We start from the raw sequence: 25,665 nt of genomic DNA, 5'->3' as shown, positions 1-25,665 counted from the left end.
CGGTTGGGGTCGAGAGAACTCAGTCGCGGCGGGGGTAGGCAGTTGCGAAGAGCAGGGCTTGCGCGGTGAATAGGGCCAGGGACAGCACCCACACCCAGCGCATCCCACTGAGGAACTCATCGGGCGAGGTGGGCCGGCCGACGATGCCGATCGCCGCTGCCACGCCGAGTGCGATCGAGAGCTGGAAGATGGTGGTGCGGCCGGCTCCGGCCATTGCATATCGAGGCGGCGGGACGTCGCGCATCGCTGCGCCGACCAAGGGTGCGAAGCCGCACGCGGCGCAGAGGCCGACGGCAAGTCCCGGGATCAGCATGCCCATGACGTAGTCGGGTTCGGTGCCGGTCCATGCCAAGTGCAACAGAGTCGCGGTTACGCCGAACAGCCCGCCGGTGACCAGCAGCGGGCGCACTCCGAACCGATCTGCCAGCCGGCCCGCTACCGGCGCGAGCATGGAGGACACCATCGGCCCCGGCGCCATGGCGAATCCCGATTTGAGCACGGACCAGCCCCAGGCCCGCTGCAGGAACTCGGGCAGCACGATCAGCCAGGAGAAGAATCCGGTCGCGAAGACGACCGCTCCCATGTTGCCCACGAGATAGCTGCGCAGCCGGAACAAGCCGAGGTCGAACAGCGGCGCTGGGTGGCGGCGGGAGCGCACGATGAACGAGCCCACGAGCACGACACCTGTGGCTGTCGCGGCGATGGTCCCCGGTGTGTTCCATCCCCAGTCGGACACCTGAACGATTGCCAGCACGAACGCCCCGACACCGATCGAGGCGAGTGGCACGCCGACAAGGTCGACGCGGCGGGCCACCCGGTCGCCCCTGCTCTCTGCCAGCCAGGTCGGGCCGAGCAGCAGCGCCAGCGCTGCCACGGGAACGTTGATCAGGAAGACCGAGCGCCATCCCAGCGCGTCCACCAGCAACCCGCCCACCGAGGGACCCAGCGCAGCCGCCAGCCCGCCCATGCCTCCCCAGACGCCGATCGCCATCTGGCGCCGTTCGATGGGAAACGCCGTCAGCAGCAGCGCCAGGCCGGCAGGGAATTGCAGCGCCCCGCCCAGCGACTGCACGACCCGCGCCGCGATGAGCAACTCGGCAGAGAGGGCGAGCCCAGCGAGCAGCGATCCGACAGCGAAGATCGCCAACCCCCACAGGAAGATCCTGCGACGGCCGAACCGGTCCGCCAGCCACCCGGCCGGCAACAGCACCGATGCGACGCCGATGTTGTAGGCGGTGATGACCCACGACAGCGTCGCCGCTGACGCGCCAGGAAATGCCTGGGCGATCTCGTCACGGGCCAAGGCGATGACGGTGATCTCCAGCGCCACCATGAAGCCCACGAGGGAGGTCACGAACAGCGTCCGGTACGGCGTCGAAGGGGACGTGGCGGCGGCGGTGCTCAAGTCGAACTCACCGAACGCTCAGAGGCCGAGGACGCGGGCGGCGTTGTCGCGCAGGTACTTGCGCTCGATGTGCGGCGGCAGTTCCCAGGCTGCGACGATGCGGCGCAGGTCGGTGAGCGGACCGCAGTTGGGATAGACGCTGCCGAACAGGATCTGGTCGGGCAGCTGGCGCGCCAGAGCCGTCACGTAGTCCTCGGAACCGGGGAAGCCGTAGTGGACGTACTGACCCGGCACGATCACGACGTTGGGCTGCTTGTACGCCACGCCCAGCGCCTCACGCACGTACGGCCAGCCGCCGTGCTGGATCGACACCGTGAGGTCGGGAATGTCAGTGGCGACGTGGTCGACGTACTCCGGGCGGCAGTCGTCCTGGTAGGGCCCGAGCAGGCAGCTCATGGTGGTGGACACGATGAGGCCGAGGCGCTGCGCCTCCTCATAGATCGGGTAGAGCGCGCGGTCGTCGAACCTGCGGCTGATCTGCGCAGTGGACGGGTCGACCGTCACGCCACGCATGCCCTGTGCCGCCAGCTCGCCGACAGCCACGACAGCAGCGGCGACATCGCTGGGCTCGATCGACCCGAAGCCCACGAACCGGTCCGGGTGCTCCGAGACGATCTGGCGGATCTCGGCAGAGCCGGTCGGGTCCAGCCCGCGGATGCCCGTCGGCCCTGGCACGCCGATGACGCCCAGCGATATCCCGGCGTCGTCCATCTCGGCGAACATCAAATCGCGGGACTGCTGCACGAAGCTGGGGCACGGCTCGAGGCCCATCCGCTCGAGGTAGTGGTAGGTGGTCTCGGGCGTCCAGCTGCGCGCCCCGATGGGGCGGAACCGGAAATCGATGACGGCCAGATCGTCGCTGTCGCCGCCGACGGCCGGAGGACTCCCGTCGCGGGCCACGGAAACGATGCTCAGACTGGCGCGTCGGCCGTGATGACGATCTTGCCGAAGAAGCGGCGCTCCTCCATCGCCCGGTGCGCCTCCACGCCGTCGGGCAGCGGCACCAGTGAATCGATGACCGGCACCAGTTCGCGGGCTTGCACCATTCTCAGCAGCTCGTCAAGGTCGCTGCGCTGCCAGCCGTTGGAGCCCCGGATGTCCATCTCGGCGGTCCAGATGAACCGCAGATCGGTGGGCGGGTCGTAGCCCGCGGTTGCACCGCAGGTGAGCACGCGCCCGCCCTGGCGCACGCAGCGCAGCGAGCGGGCCCAGGTGTCGCCGCCGGTGAAGTTGACCACCACGTCGTAGCCGCCCCCGCCGAACAAACCGCCGGTCTGCTCCCGGCAATACCGGGCGATGTCGACTTCGGAGTAGTTGATGGTCTCGTCAGCGCCGAGGTCGGCGAGCCGCTGGCACTTCTCGTCGGTTCCTGCTGCAGCAATGACCTTGGCACCACGCATCACCGAGATCAGGAGGGCACTGGTGCCCACTCCCCCACTGGCACCCAAGATCAGCACCGTGTCGTCGGGGCCGACCTCGCCCCGGGTGATCATCATCCGGTGGGCCGTGCCATAGGCCACCGGCAAACACGAAGCATCCTCGTAGGAGACATCGTCGGCCAGCGCGATCAGCTGGCTCGCTGCCACTACGACGTACTCGGCGTACGCACCCCACAGGGTGTCGCCGATCATGGAGAACTTGCCGGTGCCGCGGTCCCAACGCACAGGGTCCACGAGCACCCGGTCGCCCACCGACCACCCCTCAACGTCAGAACCGAGCTCGGCGACCTGACCGGCCGCGTCGCAGCCGGGGATGCCGGGCAGCGGCACCTTGATGCCGGGCATGCCCCGGCGCGTGAACACGTCGTGGTAGTTGAGCGAGCAGGCCCGCACTGCTATCCGAACTTCGTCGGGTTGCAGCTCAGGCGTCTCGATGTCGCGATACGCCAGCACGTCGATATCGCCGTGCTCATCGAAGACGATTGCTTTCATCGCTGAGTCCCCATTCCGCTGACACTCGTCACTGTGTCACGGTGTCTTCCGTAAACGCCGCCTCACTCCGCAGCGGCCCGGTCCCGCTCGACCGATGCATCCATTGCGGCAAGCACATCGCTGCGCAGTGCTCGCACTGTCCCGGCGTAGGCGCGAGCGTCGAGTGTCTCGGCCAGCTCTGCGGCCACCTCGAGCGCCCTGTCCACCACGGCGTCGGCGCTGACGGCTTCGTCGAGGTAGCCGGCCTCCACCGCTCCGTTGCCGTCCAGCAGGCGGGCGTTGGCCACGCAGCGCTGCAAGTGCCGCCTGGAGAGGCGTTCCTTGGCGATGGTCATGGCCCAGTCCGGCAGCGTCAGCGCGATGGCCACCTCGTTCAGACCGATCTTGACCGGCGCATCGGGCCCGACACGGTGATCGCAGCCGAGCAGCAGCAGGGCCCCCGCCGCGACCGCATGACCGGTGCAGGCCGCCACCACCGGCACCGACGACCCGTATGCGCGCCGCACCATCGCGCCGCCGGCGGTAACCAGCTCGGTCATGGCCGCGAGATCGCCGCCGCGGATCACGTTGAGGTCGAATCCAGCGAAGAACGCCCGGTCGTTGCCCGCAATGACCACTGCGCCGATGTCGTCGTCGGCTTCGGCGGCGTCGATCTGCGCATCGAGCGCCGCAAGCATCGGCACCGAGAAGGCATTCGCCTTGCCATCGTCCACCCGCACCAGCAGCACGCTGCCGTGCTGCTCAGCCGAGACGGTGCTGTCACCGATGGGGCCGTCGATCGAATCTGCAGAAGCGCTCATTGCCCGAATGCTACGGCTGCACCTGCTGGCGTGCCCGGGGCGAAGCGGGCGCCTGAGCCGGGATGGTTAGGGTGCGCCCATGGCTGTGCCGGTTGCCGATGTCAAGATGCGCGAAACGGAGCTGGATCCGGTCACGTGGGAGGAACAGCGGCAGGCGCTGCTCAAGCTCCTGGAGAATGACGACTGGATCGTGCGGACGCCCCTCGGCTATCTCATTACCCGCTACGACGACGCCACAGCCATGCTGCGCGACGACCGCTGGCACTCGGCCATCGGGCTCATCGCGGACATGCAGGGCTACGACAACCCAGACTTCCGCAGGCGCAGCAGTCGCAACATTCTGGCGATGGAGGGTGAGGAGCATCACCGGATCCGACGTTTGGTCGGACCTGCCTTCACGCCGAAGTCGGCCGAACGCCTGCGGCCGTTCATGGCAGAGGTGATCGACGAGCTGCTCGACCCGATCTGCGCTCGGGGCAGTGCCGAGTTCGTCAGCGAAGTGTGCGAGCCCTACCCGATCCCGATCATCTGCGAGATGCTCGGCGCTCCTCGAGAGGACTGGAAGTTCTTCGGGCGCATCGCGACAGACGTCTTCCGCATCTTCAACGGCAACCTGAACCGCGACGGTCCGGCAATCGTGGCTGCGCAGGACGAGATGGAGACGTACATGCTGGCGCTCATCGCCGAGCGCCGCTCGAATCCGCGTGACGACCTGCTGTCCGACCTGATCGCCGTCGAGGAGGCGGGTGATCGGCTGTCCACCGAGGAACTCGTGTCGCTCGCGAATTCCCTGCTGCTGGCAGGCACCGACACCACTCGCAATCAGCTCGCATGCGCCGTGGCGTTGTTCGCGCAGCATCCAGATCAGCTTCAGCTGCTTGCCGACGACCCCACCTTGGCGCAAGGAGCGGTCGAGGAGGTCATGCGCTATCTCGGTGCGATTCGGGCTACCGCTCGCTACGCCAGCGAGCCGATTACGTACCGCGAAATCGAGTTCCCGGCCGACACCTTCATCTTCCCGAGCCTGGTGGGCGCCAATTACGACGACGCGAAGTTTGCAGAACCCACCGACTTCGACATCACCCGCCGATCCGGCACCCCGCACATGACCTTCGGCAGCGGCATCCACCACTGCTTGGGCGCCTTCCTGGCCCGGGCCGAGCTGCAGGAGGCGTTCAAGGCGGTGGCACAGCGAATGCCAGACCTGCGTGTCGACGGAGACGTGGAGTGGAAGCCGCTGTCGAACGGCATCTGGGGCCCGGCGGTGCTGCCGATCAGGTTCACGCCGGGGCACTGAGCCTCGCCAAGAGCCGCTGATGGGCCGCCTGCCCGACGTCTTCGGGGTTGCGCCGGGCCAGATTGCTTCAAGCCCAGGCGGATCCGGCGACGGAGCTGGACCGTCGCCCGCACCCGCCGCCGCCGTCGCTGACGGAACCCCGCGAGAGAGGGTGCGATGGGGCCGGGTGGTGCTGGTGGCTCTCTCCGGGGTCGTATCGCACGTCTTCGGGCGGGCCACGGTGGGGGTGCTGGTGCCCGCGATGGCCGATGATCTCGAGCTCAGCGACACGCTGATCGGCGCGCTCGGCTCGGCGAACATGGGCGCCTACTTCACCGGTGTGATCATCGTCACGTTCACTGCCGGTCGAATAGAGCCGTTCACCTTGCTGCGCGCCGGCATCGTCACTTCCACATTGGGCCTCGCAGTGATCGGCACTGCATCGAGCCCGGCAGCCATCGTGATCGGCACCGCGCTCGCCGGGCTGGGTGGCGGCGGCATCTGGCTCACCGCGCCGGTCATCGCCAGCGAGGGCGTGCCAGCGTCTCGCCGCGGAGCTGCGCTGGGCACACTCACCGCCACGATGGGTGCCGCTTTGATCGGCGTACCCATCGCCACCACTGCCTTGCGCAACGCGGCAGGCGACGATGCGCTCTGGCGCCCTGTCTGGTTGGCCCAGGCGGCGCTCTCGGTTGTGCTGTTGCTGGCGCTGTCGCTGCTGGTTCGGGCTCGGCGCACCGAGCGAGTCGCGGCCGTGGGCGGCCTGGGTGCGCTGCGACAGATCCAAGGCTGGAAGCGAGCCGTCGCCGCATACGTCGGGTTCGCCTACATGGCGTCCTCGTTTGCGAATTTCCTGGGGCGGACGCTCGAAAGCGACCACGACTTCAGCCGGACGGCTGCAACGCTGGCGTTCTCCGTGATGGGCGCCGGCTCGATCGTGGGCGCGCTTGCATTCGGACGTCTCAGCGATCGGATCGGACGTCCCGCGACCATGGCGACCGTCATGGTCCTCAGCGCCGTTGCCGGCGCCATCTTGGCGGCACGGATCCCCAGCGGGGCGATCGTCGTCGCCGCCGTCGTGATCTTCGGCGGCGCGTCATTCTCGTTCCCGTCACTCACCGCAACGTTCGTCAGCGATCACGTCTCTGACCGGACATTCGCGGCGGTCCTCGGAACAATGACGATGTTCTACGGTCCCGCTTCGGTGGTCGGTCCGGCCGCGAGCGGTTGGCTCGCCGACCGCACCGGTGACTTCAGCGCGACGTACTGGGCTATCGCAGCGATAGCCCTCACGTCGGGTGTCTGCATGGCGACGATGCGCCGCAGGAATGGAGCGGCGCCGCAGTCGGCGCCGCTGAGCTGAGCGTCAGCTCAGGCCATCAGCTGCTTCTTCATGGCAGCAGCAGTTGCCAGCTTCAGCGAGCGGCTCGGACCGATCTGAATGGACTCGCCGGTCTGGGGGTTGCGGCCCATGCGGGCGCCACGCTCGGACATGGAGAAGGAGCCGAATCCCGGCCAGGTCACCTTGCCGCCGGCCTTCACTTCGGCCGCAACGAGATCGAAGAATGCTGACAGCGTCCGCTCCGCGTCGCTCGCAGTCACGCCGGCTTCGCCGGCTACCGCTTTGATGGTCTCTGCCTTGTTCGCCACAGTCCAGTTCCTCTCTGAAACGATTCGGGGTACCACCTCAGCACACAAAAGCCCTGAAGTGGTGGAATTGCGGCCCGCTGTCTATCGGGGCGTTCCGGCGCTTGCACCCCGCGGCGATGCTCGGCGGGGCTGTCGCTCATGCCCGTCGCTGCGCACATCGAAGGCGTCGCGCAAGCCGTCGCCGACGAAATTGACGGCCAAGACGGTGACGACGATGGCGATGCCAGGCGAGATCACGAGCCAAGGCGCGACCGTCATGAAGCCCTCGTTGCCGCCGAGCATGTTCCCCCAGGTGGGCGTGTGGGCTGCGCTGACGCCGAACCCCAGGAAGCTCAGCACCGACTCGGCCAGAATGGCGCCCGCCGTCGCAAGCGAGACGGCCACGGCCATCTCCCCCACCAGATTCGGCAGCAGGTGACGGAACATGACTCGCCCGGGGCCCGCGCCCATCGCCCGTGCCGCAGCGACGAATTCCTGCTCGCGCAGCGACAGCACCTTGCCCCGGATGATCCGGGCCACCGCCATCCAGCCCAGCAGCGACAGCACCAGCACCACGTCGAAGATGCTGTCGCCCAGCATCCGGGCGCCCATCATCACCACCATCAGCGCCGGCAGCGCGAGCAGCGTGTCGGTCAGCCGCATCAACGCTGTGTCGACGGCACCTCCCACGTAGCCCGCGACCATGCCGATCAGCGTCCCGCCGAAGGTGGCCAGCAGCGCCACCGACACGCCGACTGCGAGGGTGACCCGACCGGCGTACAGCATCTGGCTCAGCGTGTCCCGGCCCAAGGTGTCGGTGCCCAGCAGGTAGTCGCGACCCGGATCGGCGAGCACATCGGTGGCGTGTGTGCGGCCCTGCGGGTACGGCGCCAGCAGCTCGGCGCCGACTGTCGCCAGCGCAATGCCCACGAGCACCGCCAGCGACACCAGCGCGACGCGGCGATGGGAGAACCTGCGCCAGGCGAGGACCGCCGGCCGTTCGATGGCGGGGGTCTCAGCGGCTGCCACGACGGATCCTGGGGTCGAGCACGCCGTAGAACAGATCGGCGGCCAGATTCAACAACATCACCGCGGCGGCGACAATCATGGTGGTCGCCAGCAGCATGGGGTAGTCGCCGCCGGTCATGGCATCGACGAACAGCCGGCCCATGCCCGGGTACTGGAACACCAGCTCGGTCACGATGAGCCCACCCACGAGCTGTCCCATGTCGACTGCGGCCTGCGTCGTCACCGGAATCAGCGCATTGCGGACGCCGTGACGGACCACCACGGTGCGCTCCGGCAAGCCCCTGCCGCGGGCGGCCCGGATGTGATCCGAACTCATGACATCGAGCAGGCTCGCCCGCATGTAGCGGCTGTAGACGGCGATGAGCTGCAGCGACAGCGTCATGGCCGGCAGCACCAGGTGCCGCAGGCGGTCCACCAGGTCGAAGCCCTGCTGGCCCGGTGAGTAGAGCCCCGCAGTCGGCAGCAATGGTGGCGTGATGCCCAGCCAATTCGCCAGATACAGCCCGAAGAAGAGCTGCAGCATCAGGCCGAGCCAGAACACCGGGATCGAAATCCCCAAGAAGGAGACCGTCGTGGCCAGATAGTCGACGAACGAGCCGCGGCGAATGGCCGAGATCGCGCCGATCGTGATTCCCGCCGCCAGCGAGAGCACGACCGCCAAGCTCACCAGCACCAGCGTGTTGACCAGCGCCGTACGCACGAACGGCCACACGTCCGATCCGTTGCGGACGAGCGACGCGCCCAGATCGCCCCGTACGAAGTCGCCCAGCCAACTCAGGTAGCGCAAGAAGAACGGATCGTTGAGCCCCAGCGATTCGAAATACTCAGCCCGGTCCTCCGGGCTGACTCTGGGATTGATGGCCAGGTCGCCCCCCGGCCTGGCGATCCGGTTCGCTGCCCAGAACACAGCGATCGAGATGGCCAGCAGGATCGGCACCATCGTCGCAATGCGCCGCAGGACGTAGCGCGTCACGGTCGAGAGCCTGCCAGCCGCTGGCCGGTTAGTCGTTCGCTTGGAGCGTTCTCACGCAGCGAGCGTTCAGTCGGACGTTCAATTCGGGTGCACCGTCCAGTCGAAGATGTCGAAGAACCCGCCGTAAGGGCTCGACACGTAGGCACCGGGGCCTGAGACCGCCGTGGTGTCCCAGATGATCATGTTGGGCAGCATGTACAGCGGGATCCACGGCACGTCGTCCGCCAGGATCTCGCTCAGCTCGTGGACCAGCTCGAGACGGGCGTCCGGGTCCACCTCTGCGTCGATGGCGAACGCCAAGTCGCTGGCCTGCTGATTGCGGTAGGCCGTGAAGTTCTGACCCTTGTACTCGTTCTCTTCGGTGGGAATGCCGTCGATGTCGTAGAGATTGGCCACGGAGGGATCGGGGTCTGTGCTGTTCGCGAACAGCGCCACTGGGCCGAAGTTCAGCGCCGGCAGCCGGTTCTGGAACAGCTCGCCGGGGTCGTAGTTGATGATCTCCCAGCCGATGCCCAGCGGAGCGGTCATGTCGACCACGAGCGCCTGCACGTCCTCTCGCCGCTTGTTGCCGGCCACGGTGTTCCAGGCCAGCACCAGCTCTTCGCCGTCGGCGTTCACCCACAGGCCGTCGGGGTCTGGGCGCGTCCAGCCCTCCGCCTCGAGCAGCTCGGCAACCTTGGCCGCATCCTGGGTGTAACGCGCGAAGTCGTCTTGGCACCAAGGGCCGAACCCGGGATTCCATCCCGTGCACTGCAGGACCGGCGGGTCAGCCGTGATCGTGCCGAGCGCAATCTCGGCTATGCGTTCGCGGTCGAGTGCGTAGGCGACGGCTTGGCGGACGCTGCGCGTCATGTCAAAGCGACGGTCGGGTGCGTCCTGGTTGATCCAGAGGCCTTCCATATAGGTGCCCTCGGCAACCCGATAGGCCAAATCACCGGTGATGCGCTCCCGTGCCCCGGGGAAGGGCTGAGGGAAGGCGGCCATGACTTCGCCGGTCTGTACCGCGAGCAGCTGCGAGTCGGTGTCCTGGCGGGGCACCATCACCACCCGGTCCACCAGCGGGATGCGCTCGGCATCCCAGTAGGAACGGTTGGGCACCAAGATGTGCTGCTCCTGGTTCCATTCCTCCTGGATCCACGGCCCACCCGAAACGGTGATCTCGTCATTCCACTTGTCGGCGATGTCGGTGTCCGGGCCCAGCTCATGCGCCGGCAGCAAGCCGCCGAACAGCGTCGGCCAGGGTGCGTACGGCTCGCTGAACGTGATGACGGCCGTGTGGGGATCGGAATGGTCGATGTCGGTGATGAGATCCAGCCCGATGGTGCTGAGCTTGCCGGTGGTGTCGAGCCCGGCGCGCCAGCTGAACCAGACATCGGTGCTGGTGATGGGCGTGCCGTCGCTCCACGTCGCATCGGGGTTCAGGCGGTACGTCAGCGTGAACGTGCCGTCGTCTGCGGTGACGAGGCCGCCGTTCGCAACCGTCGGTTCCCCGACCAGCAGCGACGACGCCACGTACGTGTTGGTCGGATCGAGCTCCATGAGCCTCGGCAGATAGTGGATCAGCACCGACCAGATCGTCCAGGTGGCATTCGCGCACGATGTGACGGGGTTGACGCACTCGGGCCACTGCTCGACAGCCAGCACGAGCGTGCCGCCGCTCGGTGCCGCAGCATCGTCGAGGGCATCGGTGGCTCCAGGTGCGGCGGCTGGCTCCTCGGTTGCGGGTGCGGCCGCGGGCTCGTCGGTCGACGTGTCGCTGCTGCATGCAGCGAGCAGCAGCGTTGCTGCGATGGCGACAGCCCCGATGCCCCAGCCGCTGGCCCGCCGCAGTCCCGCCGGGGCAAGGAACAGCCGCGCTTGTGTCCGAAGCATCGTCATGCCGTCAAAGTAACGCTCTGGCACTCGGGCACGATGTGATTCGGCCAGCAAGAAGGAAGGGATGCAGCCGGCCCGCCGCGCATCGCACGCATAATGCGAGCGCTTCTGGCAGAGTTTGCCGGACTCGGCGGGCCCTGCCGGCCCATCTTCGACACCTGGGGGGAGCTTCAACGTGCTGGATGGGTACCGGATACTGGATCTGACCGACGACCGGGGCCACCTCGCCGGCTTGCTGCTGGCCCAGCTCGGCGCGGAGGTGGTGCTCTGCGAGCCGCCTGGCGGGCACCGAACCCGGCACCGGGGCCCGCACGTCGACGACGTGGTCGATCCGGAGCGTGCCATCGAGTTCCTCGTCTACAACCGGGGCAAGCACTCGCTGGTCATCGAGGACCCGGCCTGGATTGCCGAGCTGGCCGCCGGCTGTGACGCGGTGATCTCGTGCGGCGCGTTCGACGTCGACCTCGATGCGCTGCGCGCCGCCGACCCGGCGCTGGTGACCGCGTCCATCACGCCGTTCGGCGAGACCGGTCCCAAGACGGCCTGGGCCGCTACCGACCTCACCATCGCCGCGTCGAGCGGCACGATGTCGCTGACCGGCGACCGTGACCGGGCACCCGTGCGGATCGGCTCGCCGCAGACGTGGCACAACGCTGCAGTGGACACTGCAGGCGCGGTGCTCATGGCCCTGCACGAACGGCAGACCTCAGGGCTGGGCCAGCACGTGGACACGTCGGCCCAGCAGTCCTTCGTGGACTGCACGCAGTTCCAGATGATGACGGTGCTGACCGGCGGCGACGTGCCGGTTCGGCTCCCCGGAGCCGTCGACCTTGGGGGCTTCCTCATCCCATGGGTGTACGAGTGCGCCGACGGCCACGTGACCGTCACCTTCCTGTTCGGACCCATGATCGCCCCGTTCACCAGCAGGATCTTGAGCTGGGCGTGCGACGAAGGCTTCTGCGAGCCCGATCTGCGCGACAAGGACTGGGTGGACTTCGGCATGGCAATCGTGGAGGGCCGCGAGTCGATGGACACCTTCGACCGGGCCATCAAGGCCCTGACGGCGTTCGTGGCCAGCAAGACCAAGGCCGAGCTGCTGGAACGCGCACTGACCGACAACCTGCTGATCGCGCCCGTCACGACTACGGCCGACGTACTCGCGCTCGAGCAGCTCGAAGTACGCGACTACTGGGAGCACGTCGACGTGCCCCGTGCCGGCGGTCCCGCGCCAGTGCGCCTGTGCGGTTCGCTGGCCAAGACCACGGCCGGCCCACTGCCGGTCCTGCCGGTCGCGCCGAAGCTCGGCGAGCACACCGAGCTGTACCTTGGCGACAGCGGTCCTGCAGGCACCGGCATCACTTCCCGCCCTCGCGCCGAGATCGCTGCCACAGGTCGCTCGATGGAGCGCCCGCTCGATGACGTCAAGGTGCTCGATTTCATGTGGGCGCTGGCGGGGCCGGGCGCCACGCGCACGCTTGCCGACTACGGCGCCACCGTCGTGAAGGTCGAGAGCGAGCTGAAGCCCGATGTGCTGCGCGGCGTCCACCCGTTCATCGGCGAGGAAGGCGGCCAGGAGAACGCCCTGCAGTTCCACTCGATCAACGCCGGGAAGATGGACCTGACGCTCGACCTGTCTCTGCCCGAGGCGCGAGAGGTGGTGCTCGACCTTGTCGCATGGTGCGACGTGCTCACCGAGTCGTTCTCGCCCAAGGCGATGGAGAACTGGGGCCTCACCTACGACGTGCTGCGCGAGGTGAACCCCGAACTGGTGATGTTCTCGAGCTGCCTGATGGGCCAGACCGGGCCGATGCGCCTGTATGCCGGCTTCGGCACGATGGCGGCGGCAATCGCGGGCTTCTACCCGGTGACGGGATGGCCAGACCGCATCCCGGCGGGGCCGTTCACCGCCTACACCGACTACATCTCGCCGAAGCTGGGCGTGATGCTGATTCTGTCCGCGCTGGCCGAGCGGGACCGCACCGGGCGGGGCCAGCACATCGACTTCGCCCAGATGGAGGGCGCGCTGCACTTCCTGGCGACCGAGTTCGCTGACGAGGAGATCAACGGGCGCACTGCCGGCCGGAGCGGCAACGCCGACCGCCACATGTGCCCCCACAGCGTGTATCCGGCGGCCGGCGACGACCGCTGGGTGGCGATCGCCTGCGAGACCGACGAGCACTGGGGCGCGCTGGCGGCGCTGCTGGCTGAGGCTGCGGCCGGCAACGCTGAACTGGCACAGGCGCTGGACACGCTGAGCGCGGATGCGAGCGGAGGCGGCAACGCGAGCAGCGCAGGGGGCTTGAGCGGTCTCAATACCGACAGTCGTCGAGCGCACGCTGAGACCATCGACGCCGCGATCACCGCGTGGACAGAGCCTCGGGAAGCAGCGGACATCGAGGCGGCGCTCCAAGCCTGCGGTGTGCCCGCCCACCGGGTCAGCGACGCCGCGGATCTGATGGCTGACCCCCAGATCGTCGCCCGCGAGCACTTCCTGTCGGTGCCGCACGCCAAGCACGGCCACACCTGGGTCGAGAACAGCAACTTCGAGCTGTCGCGCACGCCCGGCCGGCCGCTGTGGGGCGGCCCGATGTTCGGCGAGCACAACATGGAGGTGCTCGAAGGGATCCTCGGCTACGACGCCGACAAGGTCGCCGAGCTCGTCATCGCCGGCGCCCTCACCTGAGAACTCAGCGCCAGAGAAGGTGCTGCGACTGGCGCTAGGAGCTGCCGTTATGCGGGTGGATCTCGAATATGACGCTCGTTTCGTCGTCCGGCCTGTCAGCGAGAAATATCGGTGAGTAGGGGTCGCCGGAAACGACCGCCTCCCAAGGATACGACGCGGGCGGGTCCGACGGCACAAAGCTGACCTCGAGCTTGAGGCCGAGGGCTGCGCTGGCCTCGTCGAAGGTCATGCCGATGCGGACGGGGCCAAAGCCGGCGTCGGTGGCCTCGATCCCCGATGTCGGGCTCATCGACTCGGGAAGCAGCCAGATGGTGGGCATCGGGAAGGGTGCTGCGCTGATGTCGTTGGGGCCGGCCCGAAGCACATTGCCGATGGGCCCTGAGTCGAAGTGCTCATCAATGGCGACTCGGCGCTCCCCGCCGGGCCAGTCGACGGTCATCGGCTCGAAACCCTTGTTCCACACCTGCACGTCCTGGAACTCGGCTACGACCACGCAGGGCTGCGTCAGCGAGCGGTCCCACAGGATGATCCACGGCTGGGGACCGTGGAGTGCCACGCAGTCCGGACCTGGGGCCATCGACTCGGGCACCACGTCGGGCTGGTCATCTGATCGCAGCAGAATGCCCGTCCCGATCCCTGCGGCGGCAAGCACAACGAGCACCGCGACGGCACCGATCACCAAGGTTCGTCGGCGCCAAGCCAGTCCCGGGCGTCGGTCACAGCGGCGGCGTCGGGCCACGCTCACAATGGTGTGCGTCGATAGCGCGATGCGAGGTACTCATCGACCCATCTACGACTGCTCCTCCAGCGACCATCGCTGCCGCGTGTCGCCTGGAGCCGTCCGCGATTCGCTGCGCCGCGCAGCGCTACATCGCTGATCTCGCTCGAAGCCAGCGCTTCCAGCGGCACGAGACGGGCGGGACCCGCCACCGCGGGCAGGACGAACCTGTACAGGCTGTCCAGCATCGAGCGAGCGAGCATTGCGCCGAGCGGACCGGGATCGCCGTCGTCAGCCTTGCGGAGCGCTCGCAGGTACCGATCGCGATCCCGCTTGTAGATGATCGCCGGCGGGAATCCGAGTCGGACGAGCACCAGGTTGAGCACCAGCCGTCCCGTTCTTCCGTTGCCATCGAGAAACGGGTGTATCTGCTCGAAGCGGCAGTGCGCCGCCGCCAGCGCCTCGGGGAACGCGAGCGCCTCCGAGTCCAGCAGGTTGACCTGCTTTGCCCACTCGGCCATCTCCGCATCGACGAGCGGCCACGAGACTGGCGTCATCCCGTCTGGGAACGGCCAGATGTCGTGACGGCGATAGCTGCCCGGAGACTCCGCCGGTGTGGCGTTCGGATGCGGCGACACCTCCCAAGCAGGCGCAAGGACCGCGCGGTGAATCTCACGAACTTCCGACAGCGTCACGACTTGCTGGTGCTCACCGAGTCCCGCCGGGCGCGTCGCCTGGGAATACACCCACTCGGCGGCATCGCCATAACCTTTGACCTCTAGGTACTCCCCGAGATCCTTGTTGCCGACTGCCCGGCCTTCGCCAAGCAACTGCTCCACCTGCCGGAGCACCAAGGTGTTGCCCTCCAGCGCAGTCGAGTGGTGAGCTTCCGCGTACCAGATGCCGCGCCAGATGTCGGAGGCCTCTTCGGGCAGCGGCAACCCGCCCAGGTTCTCTCGAAGTTCGGTGACCTGTATCTGGAGCCGTTCGTATACCTGCAAATGCGTCGGGCGGCCCGGCGGTTTCGGCATCACAGCATCTCCGAGGTAGGCGTACGTGATTCCGGTTGGTTGGACTAGTGAATTTGTTGAGTTCGCGCCAAACTAATCGAACAGTTCAACTTCGGGGACGTAGTTCCAAGTCGTCGCTGTTGCATCAGGCTCAGCACATGCCGTTCGCGCGGCCCACAATGTGGGCATGAGTGAACGACAGAACATCTCAAGCGGCGGGCCGATGGAGGCTGTCGCCGGCTACTCACGGGCAGTCCGCGTCGGGGACTGGGTCGCCGTGTCGGGCAGCACATCGCTGGGCCCTGACGGCGTGGTGCATCCAGGTGACTGCTACGGGCAGGCGAGATACACGCTGGGGATCATCGAGCGGGCGCTGTCAGAGGCCGGGGCCCAGATGACCGACGTGGTACGGGTGCGGACGTTCATCACCGACATGGCATTCCTGGACGACTTCGTCCGTGCACACGGCGAGGCGTTCGGCGACATCCGCCCTGCGTCAACCCTGGTCGAGGTATCGGCACTGCTGCACCCCGACCTGGTCATCGAGATCGAAGTCGACGCGATCGTTCTCTGAGCGCATGCGGGCACTGGTGCAGCGGGTCGCCAAGGCCCGTGTGCGCGTCGACGGCGAGGTGATCGGCGAAATCGGCCCCGGACTGTGCTGCCTGATCGGTGCCACGCACGACGACAGCGCCGATTCGGCCCGCAAGCTGGCCGGCAAACTATGGAATCTGCGCATCTTCGCCGACGAGAACGGTCAGATGAACCGTTCGGTCGCAGAGACAAACGGCGAGATGCTCGTCGTGAGCCAGTTCACACTGTACGGGGACACGCGCAAGGGTCGACGGCCGTCGTTCGTGGCCGCGGCAGAGCCAGATGAGGCCACACGCCTGATCGACGAGCTGATCGACGAGCTGCGCCGGCTCGGCGCCACAGTGGCCACCGGATCATTCGGCGCTCACATGGAGGTCGAAATGACCAACGACGGCCCCGTGACCTTGATGCTCGAAGTCTGACCGTCGGCGCTCGGCCGCCCAGGTGATGATCGAGGGTGTAGCAGCACGGCCGCGACATCTGACTTTAGGCGTGCAAGAGCGCGGCTCCGCCCACAGCAAGTCGACTAGGTGTAATGACCACAGAGGTTGTTGACGCGGCTGGCGGGTGTGCCTGCGATGGCGGTGTGGTGTCGGTGGAGATTGTAGGTGTGGACTGGCGGGTGTGCCTGCGATGGCGGTGGAGATTGTAGGTGTGGACCCAGTTCTGGAGGCGTCGGCGGCGGTCGGGTTCTGAGCGGAATTTGTGGTTGTAGAGGAATTCTTCGGCCATGGTGCGGTTGAACCGTTCGACTTTGCCGTTGGTCTGAGGCCGGTAGGGGCGGGTGAGCCGGTGTTTGGTGCGGTTCTCGGCGAGTGCCTCGGCGAACTTGTCGGACGTGAAGTTCTTGGCGTTGTCGGTCATGACGGCGTCGATGCCGACGTTGAGCCGGTCGAACCAGTCGCGGGCGTTGCGCCAGAACGCCGCCGCGGTGACAGCGCGTTCGTTGTCGTGGGCCTCGACGTAGGCGACGCGGGAGTGATCGTCCACAGCGACATGCAGGTAGGTGTATCCCCGCCGTTTGCGCTTGGCGCGCTTGGCCTTGGCCGAGCCGCGGCCGTGGACGCGCCAGCCCCCGCCGGGGGGCACCTTGGCGACCTTCTTCACGTCGATATGGACCAGCTCGCCCGCATGGGCCTTCTCATAGCGGCGCACCCGCTCACCGGTGGGCCGGTCGATCCAGCTCAGCCGGTTCAGGCCGTGGCGCACCAGCACCCGATGCACCGTCGACGCCGGCACGCCCACCCGCGCGGCCAGCCGCGCCGGGCCGAGCCGCTCCCGGCGCCGCAGCGAGCAGATCCTCTGCTCGACCCGCCCCGGAGTGCGGGCCGGCGAGCTGACGGGCCGGCTCGACCGGTCCTCGAGGCCAGCTCGCCCTTCGGCCTGGTAGCGCTTCACCCACTTGTCCACCGTCTGACGGGCGCAGCCCATCTGAGCCGCCACCGCCGTCTTGGACTGGCCAGCCGCCACCCGCTCCACCATCACCAGCCGAGAATGCGGCGACAGCCTCGGCCGCGGCGCAGCCCGCCGCACCGCCACTGCACTACTGTCGATCACTGAGCCTCCGTTCGCAGACGGGATCCCAACAGACCCCACACTGCCACGGAGGCTCAACTCATCCCAAGACCAGAACCGTCAACAACGTCCATGGGCACTACAACTAGCTTAATCAATCCACGCAGCACTGAACTCGGAGCGCAACATATGGCTGATACTGAATCAGAATCCGGCAGCGTGCCGAATCAGGCGGTCGCAGAAGAGCTAAAGCGAATGCTCGAAGAAGATGACTCGCGACTAGGTGAAGTTTATCGTCTATCGAATGCTGGCAAGACACCCGAAGCTATCGGCGAAGAACTAGGGGTGACCACACATAGTTTCGTGTATAGCTATCTGAGCATGAGTCGCGCGCTGCTAGAGGGAGAGATTGCAAAGGCTCCTACTGTTGCAAGACAGAATGCTGCGAGGCTCCGAAGCGTCCTTAAGCAAGACAACCTGTCTCCCGACGCGAGAGCGGTACTTGAGCATAATCTGAATCTCCTGAGTGCCGCTGCAAGCGACGATGCCGCTTCGCAAGAGGAGATAGCTACTGCGAAACAAGGTTCTCGGGATTTGGAGGAAGTACTCAAGTCAACTACAGTATCGGGCGTGTACGTATATTCGTTCCCGACTCTGTTGTTACATCCTCGGAACGAAGATACAGGTCAGACTCTATTGAAGATTGGACGTGGAGACGACGTAGAGGACCGTGTCTTTCGGCAAGTAAAGACTGCCTGGCCAGAAAATCCCATCATGCTGCGGGTTTATCGACCACGTGATGACACGACCAAAACGGTGAACATCGAGAAGCGTATTCACTCTATTCTGAGCGCTGCTTCGCACGACTGGGACGAGGGAGGCAGCGAATGGTTCTTGACTTCACTTGTGTTTCTTGACGAGATTGCGAGTCTAATGGGATTGAGCATTCTGGAAAACAAGAGATTCGGTTCCAAGACTTGAACTAAGCACGAATTCAATTGTTTGGCGAGGATTGTCGGCATTGGCTTAGCCTGCATTTGAGTTCAACAGTGCAGGCCTTGCTGGTCCAGTTGGCTCGAAATGTGGGATGCACCGCTCGGCAACCCGAGCCGCTGTCAGGCGGGGGTGAAGCGCAGCAGGGCGGGGCCGTCGGGAGTGGGGTCGAAGACGGCTTGCACTGCCTGGCCAATGTGGACCGTCTCAGGATCGCAGCCGACGATGTTGGTGAGCACGCGAGGACCCTCTTCGAGTTCGACATAGGCCAGCACAAACGGTGTCGCGGCGCGCCACGAACCCCCGATGCGCCGGGTGACCGTGCAGCTATAGACAGTGCCGCGTCCAGAGGCTTCGAACCACGTCACCGATCCGCTGCCGAGCGGGCCGCAGCGTTCACGCGGGTACCACACGACATCGCCGCAGTCGTCGCAGCGAGGCAGCTCCAGCCGGCCCTCGCGGGTGGCATCCCAGAATCGCTGGGTTTCGAGGTTCACCATGGGCGGCGGCACGGGCAGTCCGAAGGTCCCGGGTTCGCTCATGTCGACCTGCCCAGCACGAGCGTGGCGCTGCCCATGCGGGTGGCGAGGCTGCCGCCCGTGCCATGCGCCAGGGCCAGCTCGCAGTCGGGCACCTGCACGGCGGCGTGCGCCTCGCCGCGCAGTTGCCGTACGGCTTCGACCACCTTGGTCATGCCGCCGCGGTTGGCCGGGTGGTTGTTGCACAGGCCGCCGCCGTCGGTGTTGAACGGCAGCGCGCCGTTGGGCGCCTGCAGTGCGCCGTCGGACACGAATGATCCGCCCTCGCCCTTCGCGCAGAACCCGAGGTCCTCCAGCGTCATCAGCACCGTGATGGTGAAGCTGTCATAGATGGACACGTAGTCGATGTCGGCGGGTGTGACGCCGGCTTCGGCGAACGCCAGCGGGCCCGAGCGCACGGCGCCGGTGTGGGTCAGATCGATGCGACCGCCCGAGGTGTGCTTGATCGACGTGCCCGTGCCCAGCACCGGGGTGCAATGGCGGTCGAGCGACGCCGCCACGGCTTCGCTGACCACCACCAGGGCACCACCGCCGTCGGTGATCACGCAGCAGTCCAGCCGGTGCAGCGGGTCCGAGATCACCGGCGAGGACACCACCTCGTCCACCGTGACGACGTCTTGCAGGAAGGCGTTGGGATTGTGCTGCGCATGGGTCGAAGCGGCCACCTTGACCTCGGCGAGCTGCTCGGAGGTCGTGCCGAACTCGTGCATGTGCCGGGCCGCGGCCAGTGCGTAGCCGCCGGGCACCGACATGCCGAACTGGTTCTCGAACGAGGCCTCCGGCGCCGAGCTGAACCGGGCGCTGCCGCCTGGCCCGGCGCCGCCCGTGCGCGGCTTGCCGGCCAGCGTGATCAGCGCCACATTCACCTGGCCGGCGGCGATGGCTGCCGCGGCGTGCTGGACGTGCACGAGATAGGCCGAGCCGCCGGTCTCGGTGTCGTCGATGTAGCTGCAGTCGAGGCCGAGGTACTCCACCATCGACAGCGCACCGAATCCAGGAGCATCGCCGGCGGAGTAGTAGGCGTCGACATCGGCCAGCGTCAGCCCCGCATCGGCCAGCGCGCCGGCAGCCACCTCGGCGTGGATCTGCGGCAGCGTGCGGTCGGGCAGCTCCCGTCCCGGATGCTCGTACGCACCCGCGATCAATGCCCGCCCTCGAATGCTCACCGGCGGCAACCTAGTCGCAGGGTCCAAGACGGTGCCGGAACAGGACCGACCGGCTGAAACCCTCCAGCGCCAACCCGTCCTGCCGGCGAGCGTTAGCTTCGCGGCGATGCTGAAGCCGTACCGGATACTCGATCTCACCGACCACCGGGGCGCGATGTGCTCCGCCATCTTGGGCTCGCTCGGCGCCGAGGTGGTCCTTGTCGAAGGACCCGACGGTCGGGGCCGCGACCACCGCAGTCAAGGCCCCGACGGCACGTCGCTCCAATGGTGGGCGCAGCGCCGGGGCGCACAGAGTTGCGTCATCACCGATCGCAATGAGCTGCTGGAGCTCGTCGCTGGTGCCGATGCGCTGATCGAGTCGCCCGACCCTGGCCTGGGTCTCGACTACGACGAGCTGCGCGCGATCAACCCGGGACTCGTGCACACCACGGTCACTGCGTTCGGCAGCACCGGCCCGAAGGCCGGCTGGGCGGCGACAGACCTCACCATCGCAGCGTCCGCATGCAGTGCGGCCATCACCGGCGACACTGACCGGGCGCCGCTGCGCATCACCGCGCCGCAGAGCTGGCTGCACGCCGGTTCCCATGGAGCGGTCGGCACCGCGCTCGCGCTGCGCCAGCGCGACCGCAGCGGCTGGGGCCAGCACGTCGACATCTCCGCCCAGCAGGCGATGATGCAGACCGCCTTTCCCGGCATCGTGCACAGTGCGAATGCGTACCCGTCGGCGCGCAGGACGTCCGGTGGGATTCTGCTGCTGAACTTCCATCTGCAGTTCGTGTATGCCGCTGCGGACGGCTTCGTCTCCATCACGCTGCTGTTCGGCGACACCATCGGCCGCTTCACCGCCCGGCTGATGGAGTGGGTCCATGAGCTGGGGTTCTGCGACGACGAGCTGGCCGGGCTCGACTGGGTCGAATTCGGCATGCGTTTGTTCACCGATCCCGAAGTGGCGCCCGCGCAGATGGAGGCAGCGAAAGCCGCCATCGCTGCCATGACGTCGTCGATGACGCGGGCTGACTTGTTCTCCGAGGCCCAGCGCCGGGAGGTGCTGCTGGCACCCGTCTACGCCCCTGCCGAGCTCGTGAACGTTGACCACTTCTCGCAGCGGGGCTACTGGGACGTGGTGGACGACGCCGCATGGGGCAGTGTCACCACTCCCGGGCGCTGGTGCCAGCCCAGCCGCACGCCCTTGCGTGCACTCGGCGGGCCGCCCGCGCTCGGCGCCGACACCGAGGCAGTGAAGGCTGCGCCGCGCTCGCCGCTGCTGGAGTCCGCCGAGGCGTTGCGGGACGCCGGCAGCGACCCGGCGTCGCCACGACCGCTCGAAGGCCTCAAGGTGCTCGACACCACCTGGGTGTACGCCGGACCGTTCACGACGCGGCTGCTCGCCGACTTCGGCGCCACGGTCATCAAGGTGGAAGGACCGGCTCGCTTCGACGCCGCCCGGGGGGCCGGCGGCGGCCTGCGGGGGGATATGGGGCCCGATGCCTCCATCCAGTTCGGAACCTTGAACGCCGGCAAGCGGGGCGTGACCCTGGATCTCAATACCGAGGCCGGCAGGGAGGTGCTGTGCGACCTGGTCGAGTGGGCCGACATCTTCGTCGAGTCCTATACGCCGGGGACGCTCGAGGCGTGGGGAATCGGCTACGACGTGCTGGCCGAACGGAACCCGGAGTTGATCCTGCTCAGCACGAGTCTGATGGGCCAAAGCGGTCCGCTGTCCACGTTCGCCGGGTTCGGCAACCTGGCCGGCGCCATCACCGGCTACTACGAGATGACCGGCTGGCCGGACCGACCTCCGGCGGGGCCGTTCCTGGCCTACACCGACTACGTCACACCGCAGTTCATGGTGCCGCTGCTCATGGCGGCGCTCGATGCCCGCGATGCCGACCCCGACGGTCGCGGCCAGCATCTGGACTTCGCGCAGGCCGAGGCCGCCATTCACTTCCTGGCGACCGAGGTGCTCGCGAAGACCGTGAACGGCGACGAAGCGACACGGATGGGCAACGCGGACGCATTCATGTGTCCCCACGCCATGTACCCGTGCGACGCCGGCGACGCCGAGCCCGACAACCCGCTCGAACCGCCGGACCCATGGGTGGCGATCGTCTGCGAGACCGAGCATCACTGGGAATCGCTGTGCAGGGTGCTCGATGCGGACGGTCATGCAGTTCCTGCCGAGCTGGCCGGCCTGGACGCAGCGGGGCGACTTGGACGTGTCGATGAGATCGACGCCATCGTCGGAGGCTGGGCGGCCCAGCGCACCCCCGCCGAAGCCGAAGCCGCTCTGCAAGCGGCCGGCATCCCGTCGCACGCAAACCAGAACAGCTTGGGCTGCTTCGCCGATCCGCAACTGAACCACCGGGGCCATTGGCTGGAAGTCGAACACCCGCTGTACGACCGCATGGTCGTGGAGGCGCCTCGCCTGCAGCTCAGCACGACGCCCCATGCCATCACCCGTTCAGGCCCCAGCCTGGGCGAGCACAACGATGACGTCTTGCGGGAAGTGCTCGGCTACGACGACGACCGCGTCGTCGAGCTCGCCGTAGCCGGTGCCATCGGCTGACCTGCCGCCCGCAATTCAGGGGCCGATGTACCAAGCGAACACCCTTGAACCGACCAAAAGTCGGGTTCGCGCTGTACCAAAAGACGGGGGTCCGCAAGAGCAACGCACGCACGTTCATCTGCCCCGCCAGCGGCATCTATCGGGTCAGTCGGGGGTGAAGCCGGTGCCTTCGTCGAAGTCGAGTTCTCGGGTGTTCTCGTTGACGTTGCGAATCACGTCGCTGTCGAAGCCTTCCGCTGCCGCCAATCAGCCGGTTGCAGTGACGAAGGCCGTCAGCGGCGAGAGATCGTGGGACCAGAAAATCGTCAGCCCTCGGTCCTGAGCCTGGACGAGGTTGAGGGTCTTGAACACTCCAGACAGCACGGCTACAGGAACGACACCGTGACTCCCCAGCTTGTCGATCCACACCGCCGCCTTCACGGCAGCATCGTTGTTGAGGCGCTTGACGGAATTCGTTGAGGAGTTCGAGACCTTGCACTCGATGGGCATGACCCGGCCATCGTGCAAGCCGACGACGACGTCGGCCTTGCGCCCGACGACCGAACATTCGCCGCAGAACTCACCTCGCAAGGGTGCATCCGATGGCGTCCATATCTCCCGCGTGGTTACTTCGGTCAAGCCCGAAGCGGCGAGGTGCGAACGGACACGCGCTTCTTGATCCATCTTGGCGGTGTTGGCACGGTTGGTTCGCACTCGTTGGCTCGCCATGAGGGACGCAGAGGCCATGGCGGCGGCGGATCGCTCGCTGTCGGACGGATCCCGCTCTTCGGCCACCCAGGCGAAACGACGGCTGTCGAGCATGTCCAAGACCGTCTCAATCACACGTTGCGCAGCGACTTCGTCGTCGCGCAAGCGGCTCGCCGTCAACTGGGTCTCTGCCAACTCCATGAGATCGTCCGCAGAAACCGGTGGTCCCGCGAGATAGCGAATGGCCTCTAGCAGATCTGTGTCAGTCAGTACCTCCTGCGCGACATCGTGGAGCGACCGGAGGTCGCCGCTCTCGCGCATGAGGCGGTCAACGCTGGCTGCATAGTCATCGAACGCCTCGAGGTACCTCTCCAAGGGCTCGGTGAGCCGCTCCTCGCGGAAGATCTCGATGGCCTTGAGACGTTCTCGTCCGAGCACCTCTTCCGACCAGCGTGGAGGATCTACGAGGGCCATGGCTCGTCCGATTCCAGCCAGCTCGGCGGCGGGACCATCACCTGAGCCATCTCCGAAGGCTCAAACTTCGTCAGACCGCCGGCGTATGTACGACCGCCAGTCAAGGAAGCGCCGTTGCGAAGCGCCATGGTCAAGCGGCAAAGCGCAGGATCGGACAGCGGCTGCAACGGGTAGATGCCGTGCACTGCGTTGATGTTCCTGACCGATGCGAGATTGCGCACGAACGTCGGCGGGCGACGAGCCATGTACGTGGCCAGAATCGGGGCGGGGTCACGCAACCTGACAGACCACCAAGGCTTTCTGTGACGGGCGATGTAGCTGTTCGCCGCACCCCCCCGTCGGGCAGAGCGCAAGAACCGCTCGACGAGCTCTCGGTCTTCCGCACCCAGGACGTCCAGATCATCCGGCAGGTCAATCACTGCACGTAGATGGTGGTCATCTCTCAAGAATGCCGAGTCCAGGTCGATCAGCTCGGACGCCCTAGTCACTGCTGGGAACAACACTGCTGTCGGCAATCTCGGGTCGCGTTGCTTGGTCACCCACGTGGCATTCGCCCCAGTGACCGCTCCCCGGTGCACACGGCAGAAGTCGCCGAGCGGAACGAATTCTGACGGCACCCTGACCTTGGGTTCCAGTAGTGACGACCAGCGACGCGTCGTGCGCAACTTCTCACGGCCGAACCGTTTGCCGCCTTGCAGACCTCGCAAGTCTTCGGTTCGTTTGATCTTGCGCACACGGACGCCGCGCCGCGATTCCCCCACTTCAAATGCCGTAACGGCCGCCGTGGTAGCGGCATCCGCGAAGGCCTGGCTGCGGGCATCGAGAACATGAACAGAGAGGCCACCCAAAGGCCCCGCAACCAGTTCGCGGGCGAGCTGTCCGTAGCCGACGTCGAGCCATTCAGACGAGGTGACGAAGATGCCGTAGTCACCCGTTCGCGCGAGATGTGCGGTTGCGAGCAGGAAGTGAACGTGAAGGCCCGCGAGCGCCGACGCCTTCAAGCCCAGTTCCTCGGAACGCTCTCGTAGCCATGCTTTCCACTTGGGCGCAATGTCATGGTGCCGCACGTAAGGAGGGTTGCCGATGAACGCTGTTGGGCCAGGATCAGCTGCCAGCTTCAGCGAACGGAAGTCGGCCGTATGCACTTCTGACCGCTCATCGAAGCCCAAGGCAGTCAGGTTCGCGCGCGCGATCAGCGAAGCGAGCGGGTCAATCTCGACTGCAACAAGCCGAGCCTCTGGCAGGAGCCGACCCGCCGCGACAAGGAATCTCGCTGACCCAGCACCGGGATCCACGACACGAGATGCACGCTTGTGATTCGCCAGCCAGTCCGACATCGGACCGATCAACGATGCGGGTGTGTACGTCGCACCCAGCTTGCGCCGCTGCGCCGCTGATCGAAGCGACGCAAATGCAGTGCCCAGGGGATCCTCACCCGACCGAATTGTTGCCGCAACGCGCTCGACTGCAGCCGATGAAGGCGACCCATCCGCCTTCGCGATGAGGCCCGCCTCAACACGGTTCACGTCTTTGAGGCAGCCATCGCTGGCGAGGGCCCACGCAACCGCGCACAGTTGCTGCTCGTCAACGATGCCGCCGGCCGGCTCGTCATCAAGTGCCGTTCCCGGCATGGTCAAGACCATCTGCTGGCATGTTCGCATACGACACCTCCGGTTCGGCGGAGCGAAGATTCCGTCCGCTGGGCCATAGTCATTCGGCGGTGTGACAACAATCGTTCGGCGCATGCGGATGTCCTACTTGAGCGACTAACCGCAATGCGTCGGGACTGCGCTCGCGGGCTG

General features: G+C 66.6%; 21 protein-coding genes and 1 pseudogene. 7 read left to right on the top strand and 15 right to left on the bottom strand.

The genetic code is table 11. From position 1 onward, the window contains the following. Positions 1 to 19: 19 nt before the first annotated feature. The 4 genes from ACOGI5_RS07290 to ACOGI5_RS07275 form a co-directional block, all read right to left on the bottom strand. Positions 20 to 1,405, bottom strand: coding sequence for a DHA2 family efflux MFS transporter permease subunit (locus ACOGI5_RS07290; RefSeq protein ID WP_419863759.1), 1,386 nt, complete (start codon positions 1,403 to 1,405; stop codon positions 20 to 22). Between the two features lie 18 nt (positions 1,406 to 1,423). Continuing rightward, complete coding sequence (locus tag ACOGI5_RS07285) at positions 1,424 to 2,305, bottom strand: amidohydrolase family protein (protein WP_419863758.1); 882 nt, start codon at positions 2,303 to 2,305, stop codon at positions 1,424 to 1,426. A gap of 11 nt (positions 2,306 to 2,316) precedes the next feature. After that, positions 2,317 to 3,336 carry a zinc-binding dehydrogenase gene (locus ACOGI5_RS07280; RefSeq protein ID WP_419863757.1) on the bottom strand — a complete coding sequence of 340 codons (1,020 nt, stop codon included), beginning with the start codon at positions 3,334 to 3,336 and terminating at the stop codon, positions 2,317 to 2,319. A gap of 62 nt (positions 3,337 to 3,398) precedes the next feature. Then, on the bottom strand, positions 3,399 to 4,136 hold the full coding sequence (locus tag ACOGI5_RS07275) for a crotonase/enoyl-CoA hydratase family protein (RefSeq protein ID WP_419863756.1): 738 nt from the start codon (positions 4,134 to 4,136) through the stop codon (positions 3,399 to 3,401). Between the two features lie 79 nt (positions 4,137 to 4,215). On the opposite strand from ACOGI5_RS07275, the gene ACOGI5_RS07270 reads away from it, so the two are divergent. Both ACOGI5_RS07270 and ACOGI5_RS07265 read left to right on the top strand, forming a co-directional pair. After that, positions 4,216 to 5,433 carry a cytochrome P450 gene (locus ACOGI5_RS07270; protein WP_419863755.1) on the top strand — a complete coding sequence of 406 codons (1,218 nt, stop codon included), beginning with the start codon at positions 4,216 to 4,218 and terminating at the stop codon, positions 5,431 to 5,433. A 19-nt stretch (positions 5,434 to 5,452) separates the two neighbouring features. Continuing rightward, positions 5,453 to 6,775 carry an MFS transporter gene (locus tag ACOGI5_RS07265; protein ID WP_419863754.1) on the top strand — a complete coding sequence of 441 codons (1,323 nt, stop codon included), beginning with the start codon at positions 5,453 to 5,455 and terminating at the stop codon, positions 6,773 to 6,775. 8 nt (positions 6,776 to 6,783) lie between these two features. Here the strand turns inward: ACOGI5_RS07265 and ACOGI5_RS07260 are convergent, their stop codons facing one another. The 4 genes from ACOGI5_RS07260 to ACOGI5_RS07245 form a co-directional block, all read right to left on the bottom strand. Then, positions 6,784 to 7,062, bottom strand: coding sequence for an HU family DNA-binding protein (locus tag ACOGI5_RS07260; protein WP_419863753.1), 279 nt, complete (start codon positions 7,060 to 7,062; stop codon positions 6,784 to 6,786). 81 nt (positions 7,063 to 7,143) lie between these two features. Then, positions 7,144 to 8,070 (bottom strand): ABC transporter permease, encoded by a 927-nt coding sequence (locus ACOGI5_RS07255; RefSeq protein WP_419863752.1) that lies wholly within the window; start codon positions 8,068 to 8,070, stop codon positions 7,144 to 7,146. After that, on the bottom strand, positions 8,057 to 9,043 hold the full coding sequence (locus tag ACOGI5_RS07250; RefSeq protein WP_419863751.1) for an ABC transporter permease: 987 nt from the start codon (positions 9,041 to 9,043) through the stop codon (positions 8,057 to 8,059). Before ACOGI5_RS07250 ends, ACOGI5_RS07255 begins: the two co-directional genes overlap by 14 nt. Before the next feature lie 78 nt (positions 9,044 to 9,121). After that, on the bottom strand, positions 9,122 to 10,921 hold the full coding sequence (locus ACOGI5_RS07245) for an ABC transporter substrate-binding protein (RefSeq protein ID WP_419863750.1): 1,800 nt from the start codon (positions 10,919 to 10,921) through the stop codon (positions 9,122 to 9,124). 172 nt (positions 10,922 to 11,093) lie between these two features. Between ACOGI5_RS07245 and ACOGI5_RS07240 the strand changes: the two genes are divergently transcribed. Beyond that, entirely contained in the window at positions 11,094 to 13,601 is a 2,508-nt protein-coding gene (locus ACOGI5_RS07240; RefSeq protein ID WP_419863749.1) for a CoA transferase, read from the top strand. Positions 13,602 to 13,635: 34 nt separating this feature from the next. On the opposite strand, the gene ACOGI5_RS07235 is transcribed toward ACOGI5_RS07240, so the two are convergent. Next, positions 13,636 to 14,280: a hypothetical protein gene (locus tag ACOGI5_RS07235; protein WP_419863748.1), complete on the bottom strand. Its 645-nt coding sequence runs from the start codon at positions 14,278 to 14,280 to the stop codon at positions 13,636 to 13,638. A 62-nt stretch (positions 14,281 to 14,342) separates the two neighbouring features. Then, positions 14,343 to 15,350 carry a Fic family protein gene (locus ACOGI5_RS07230; protein ID WP_419863747.1) on the bottom strand — a complete coding sequence of 336 codons (1,008 nt, stop codon included), beginning with the start codon at positions 15,348 to 15,350 and terminating at the stop codon, positions 14,343 to 14,345. 166 nt (positions 15,351 to 15,516) lie between these two features. On the opposite strand from ACOGI5_RS07230, the gene ACOGI5_RS07225 reads away from it, so the two are divergent. Together ACOGI5_RS07225 and dtd are read left to right on the top strand one after the other, a co-directional pair. Beyond that, a complete protein-coding gene (locus tag ACOGI5_RS07225; protein ID WP_419863746.1) occupies positions 15,517 to 15,903 on the top strand; it encodes a RidA family protein in 387 nt (128 codons plus the stop codon). Positions 15,904 to 15,907: 4 nt separating this feature from the next. Beyond that, positions 15,908 to 16,345 (top strand): D-aminoacyl-tRNA deacylase, encoded by a 438-nt coding sequence (dtd, locus tag ACOGI5_RS07220; RefSeq protein ID WP_419863745.1) that lies wholly within the window; start codon positions 15,908 to 15,910, stop codon positions 16,343 to 16,345. A 104-nt stretch (positions 16,346 to 16,449) separates the two neighbouring features. On the opposite strand, the pseudogene ACOGI5_RS07215 reads toward dtd, so the two are convergent. Beyond that, positions 16,450 to 17,405 (bottom strand): annotated as a pseudogene (locus ACOGI5_RS07215) (IS481 family transposase). 222 nt (positions 17,406 to 17,627) lie between these two features. On the opposite strand from ACOGI5_RS07215, the gene ACOGI5_RS07210 reads away from it, so the two are divergent. Beyond that, the gene (locus tag ACOGI5_RS07210; RefSeq protein WP_419863744.1) at positions 17,628 to 18,419 is read left to right on the top strand and encodes a GIY-YIG nuclease family protein; all 792 of its coding nucleotides are present in this window, start codon (positions 17,628 to 17,630) and stop codon (positions 18,417 to 18,419) included. Positions 18,420 to 18,553: 134 nt separating this feature from the next. Here the strand turns inward: ACOGI5_RS07210 and ACOGI5_RS07205 are convergent, their stop codons facing one another. After that, entirely contained in the window at positions 18,554 to 18,973 is a 420-nt protein-coding gene (locus tag ACOGI5_RS07205; RefSeq protein ID WP_419863743.1) for a Zn-ribbon domain-containing OB-fold protein, read from the bottom strand. Further along, positions 18,970 to 20,136 carry a thiolase domain-containing protein gene (locus tag ACOGI5_RS07200; RefSeq protein ID WP_419863742.1) on the bottom strand — a complete coding sequence of 389 codons (1,167 nt, stop codon included), beginning with the start codon at positions 20,134 to 20,136 and terminating at the stop codon, positions 18,970 to 18,972. Before ACOGI5_RS07200 ends, ACOGI5_RS07205 begins: the two co-directional genes overlap by 4 nt. 106 nt (positions 20,137 to 20,242) lie before the next feature. Between ACOGI5_RS07200 and ACOGI5_RS07195 the strand changes: the two genes are divergently transcribed. Then, entirely contained in the window at positions 20,243 to 22,702 is a 2,460-nt protein-coding gene (locus ACOGI5_RS07195; RefSeq protein WP_419863741.1) for a CoA transferase, read from the top strand. 246 nt (positions 22,703 to 22,948) lie between these two features. On the opposite strand, the gene ACOGI5_RS07190 is transcribed toward ACOGI5_RS07195, so the two are convergent. Both ACOGI5_RS07190 and ACOGI5_RS07185 read right to left on the bottom strand, forming a co-directional pair. Beyond that, positions 22,949 to 23,863: a XamI family restriction endonuclease gene (locus ACOGI5_RS07190; RefSeq protein ID WP_419863740.1), complete on the bottom strand. Its 915-nt coding sequence runs from the start codon at positions 23,861 to 23,863 to the stop codon at positions 22,949 to 22,951. Beyond that, a complete protein-coding gene (locus ACOGI5_RS07185; RefSeq protein WP_419863739.1) occupies positions 23,851 to 25,506 on the bottom strand; it encodes an Eco57I restriction-modification methylase domain-containing protein in 1,656 nt (551 codons plus the stop codon). The genes ACOGI5_RS07190 and ACOGI5_RS07185 overlap by 13 nt, the downstream gene beginning before the upstream one ends. Positions 25,507 to 25,665 lie beyond the last annotated feature (159 nt).

It is taken from the genome of Candidatus Poriferisodalis sp. (assembly GCF_965208925.1).
GTDB lineage: Bacteria > Actinomycetota > Acidimicrobiia > Acidimicrobiales > Poriferisodalaceae > Poriferisodalis.
This window is presented reverse-complemented; position numbering and strand designations above follow the sequence as displayed.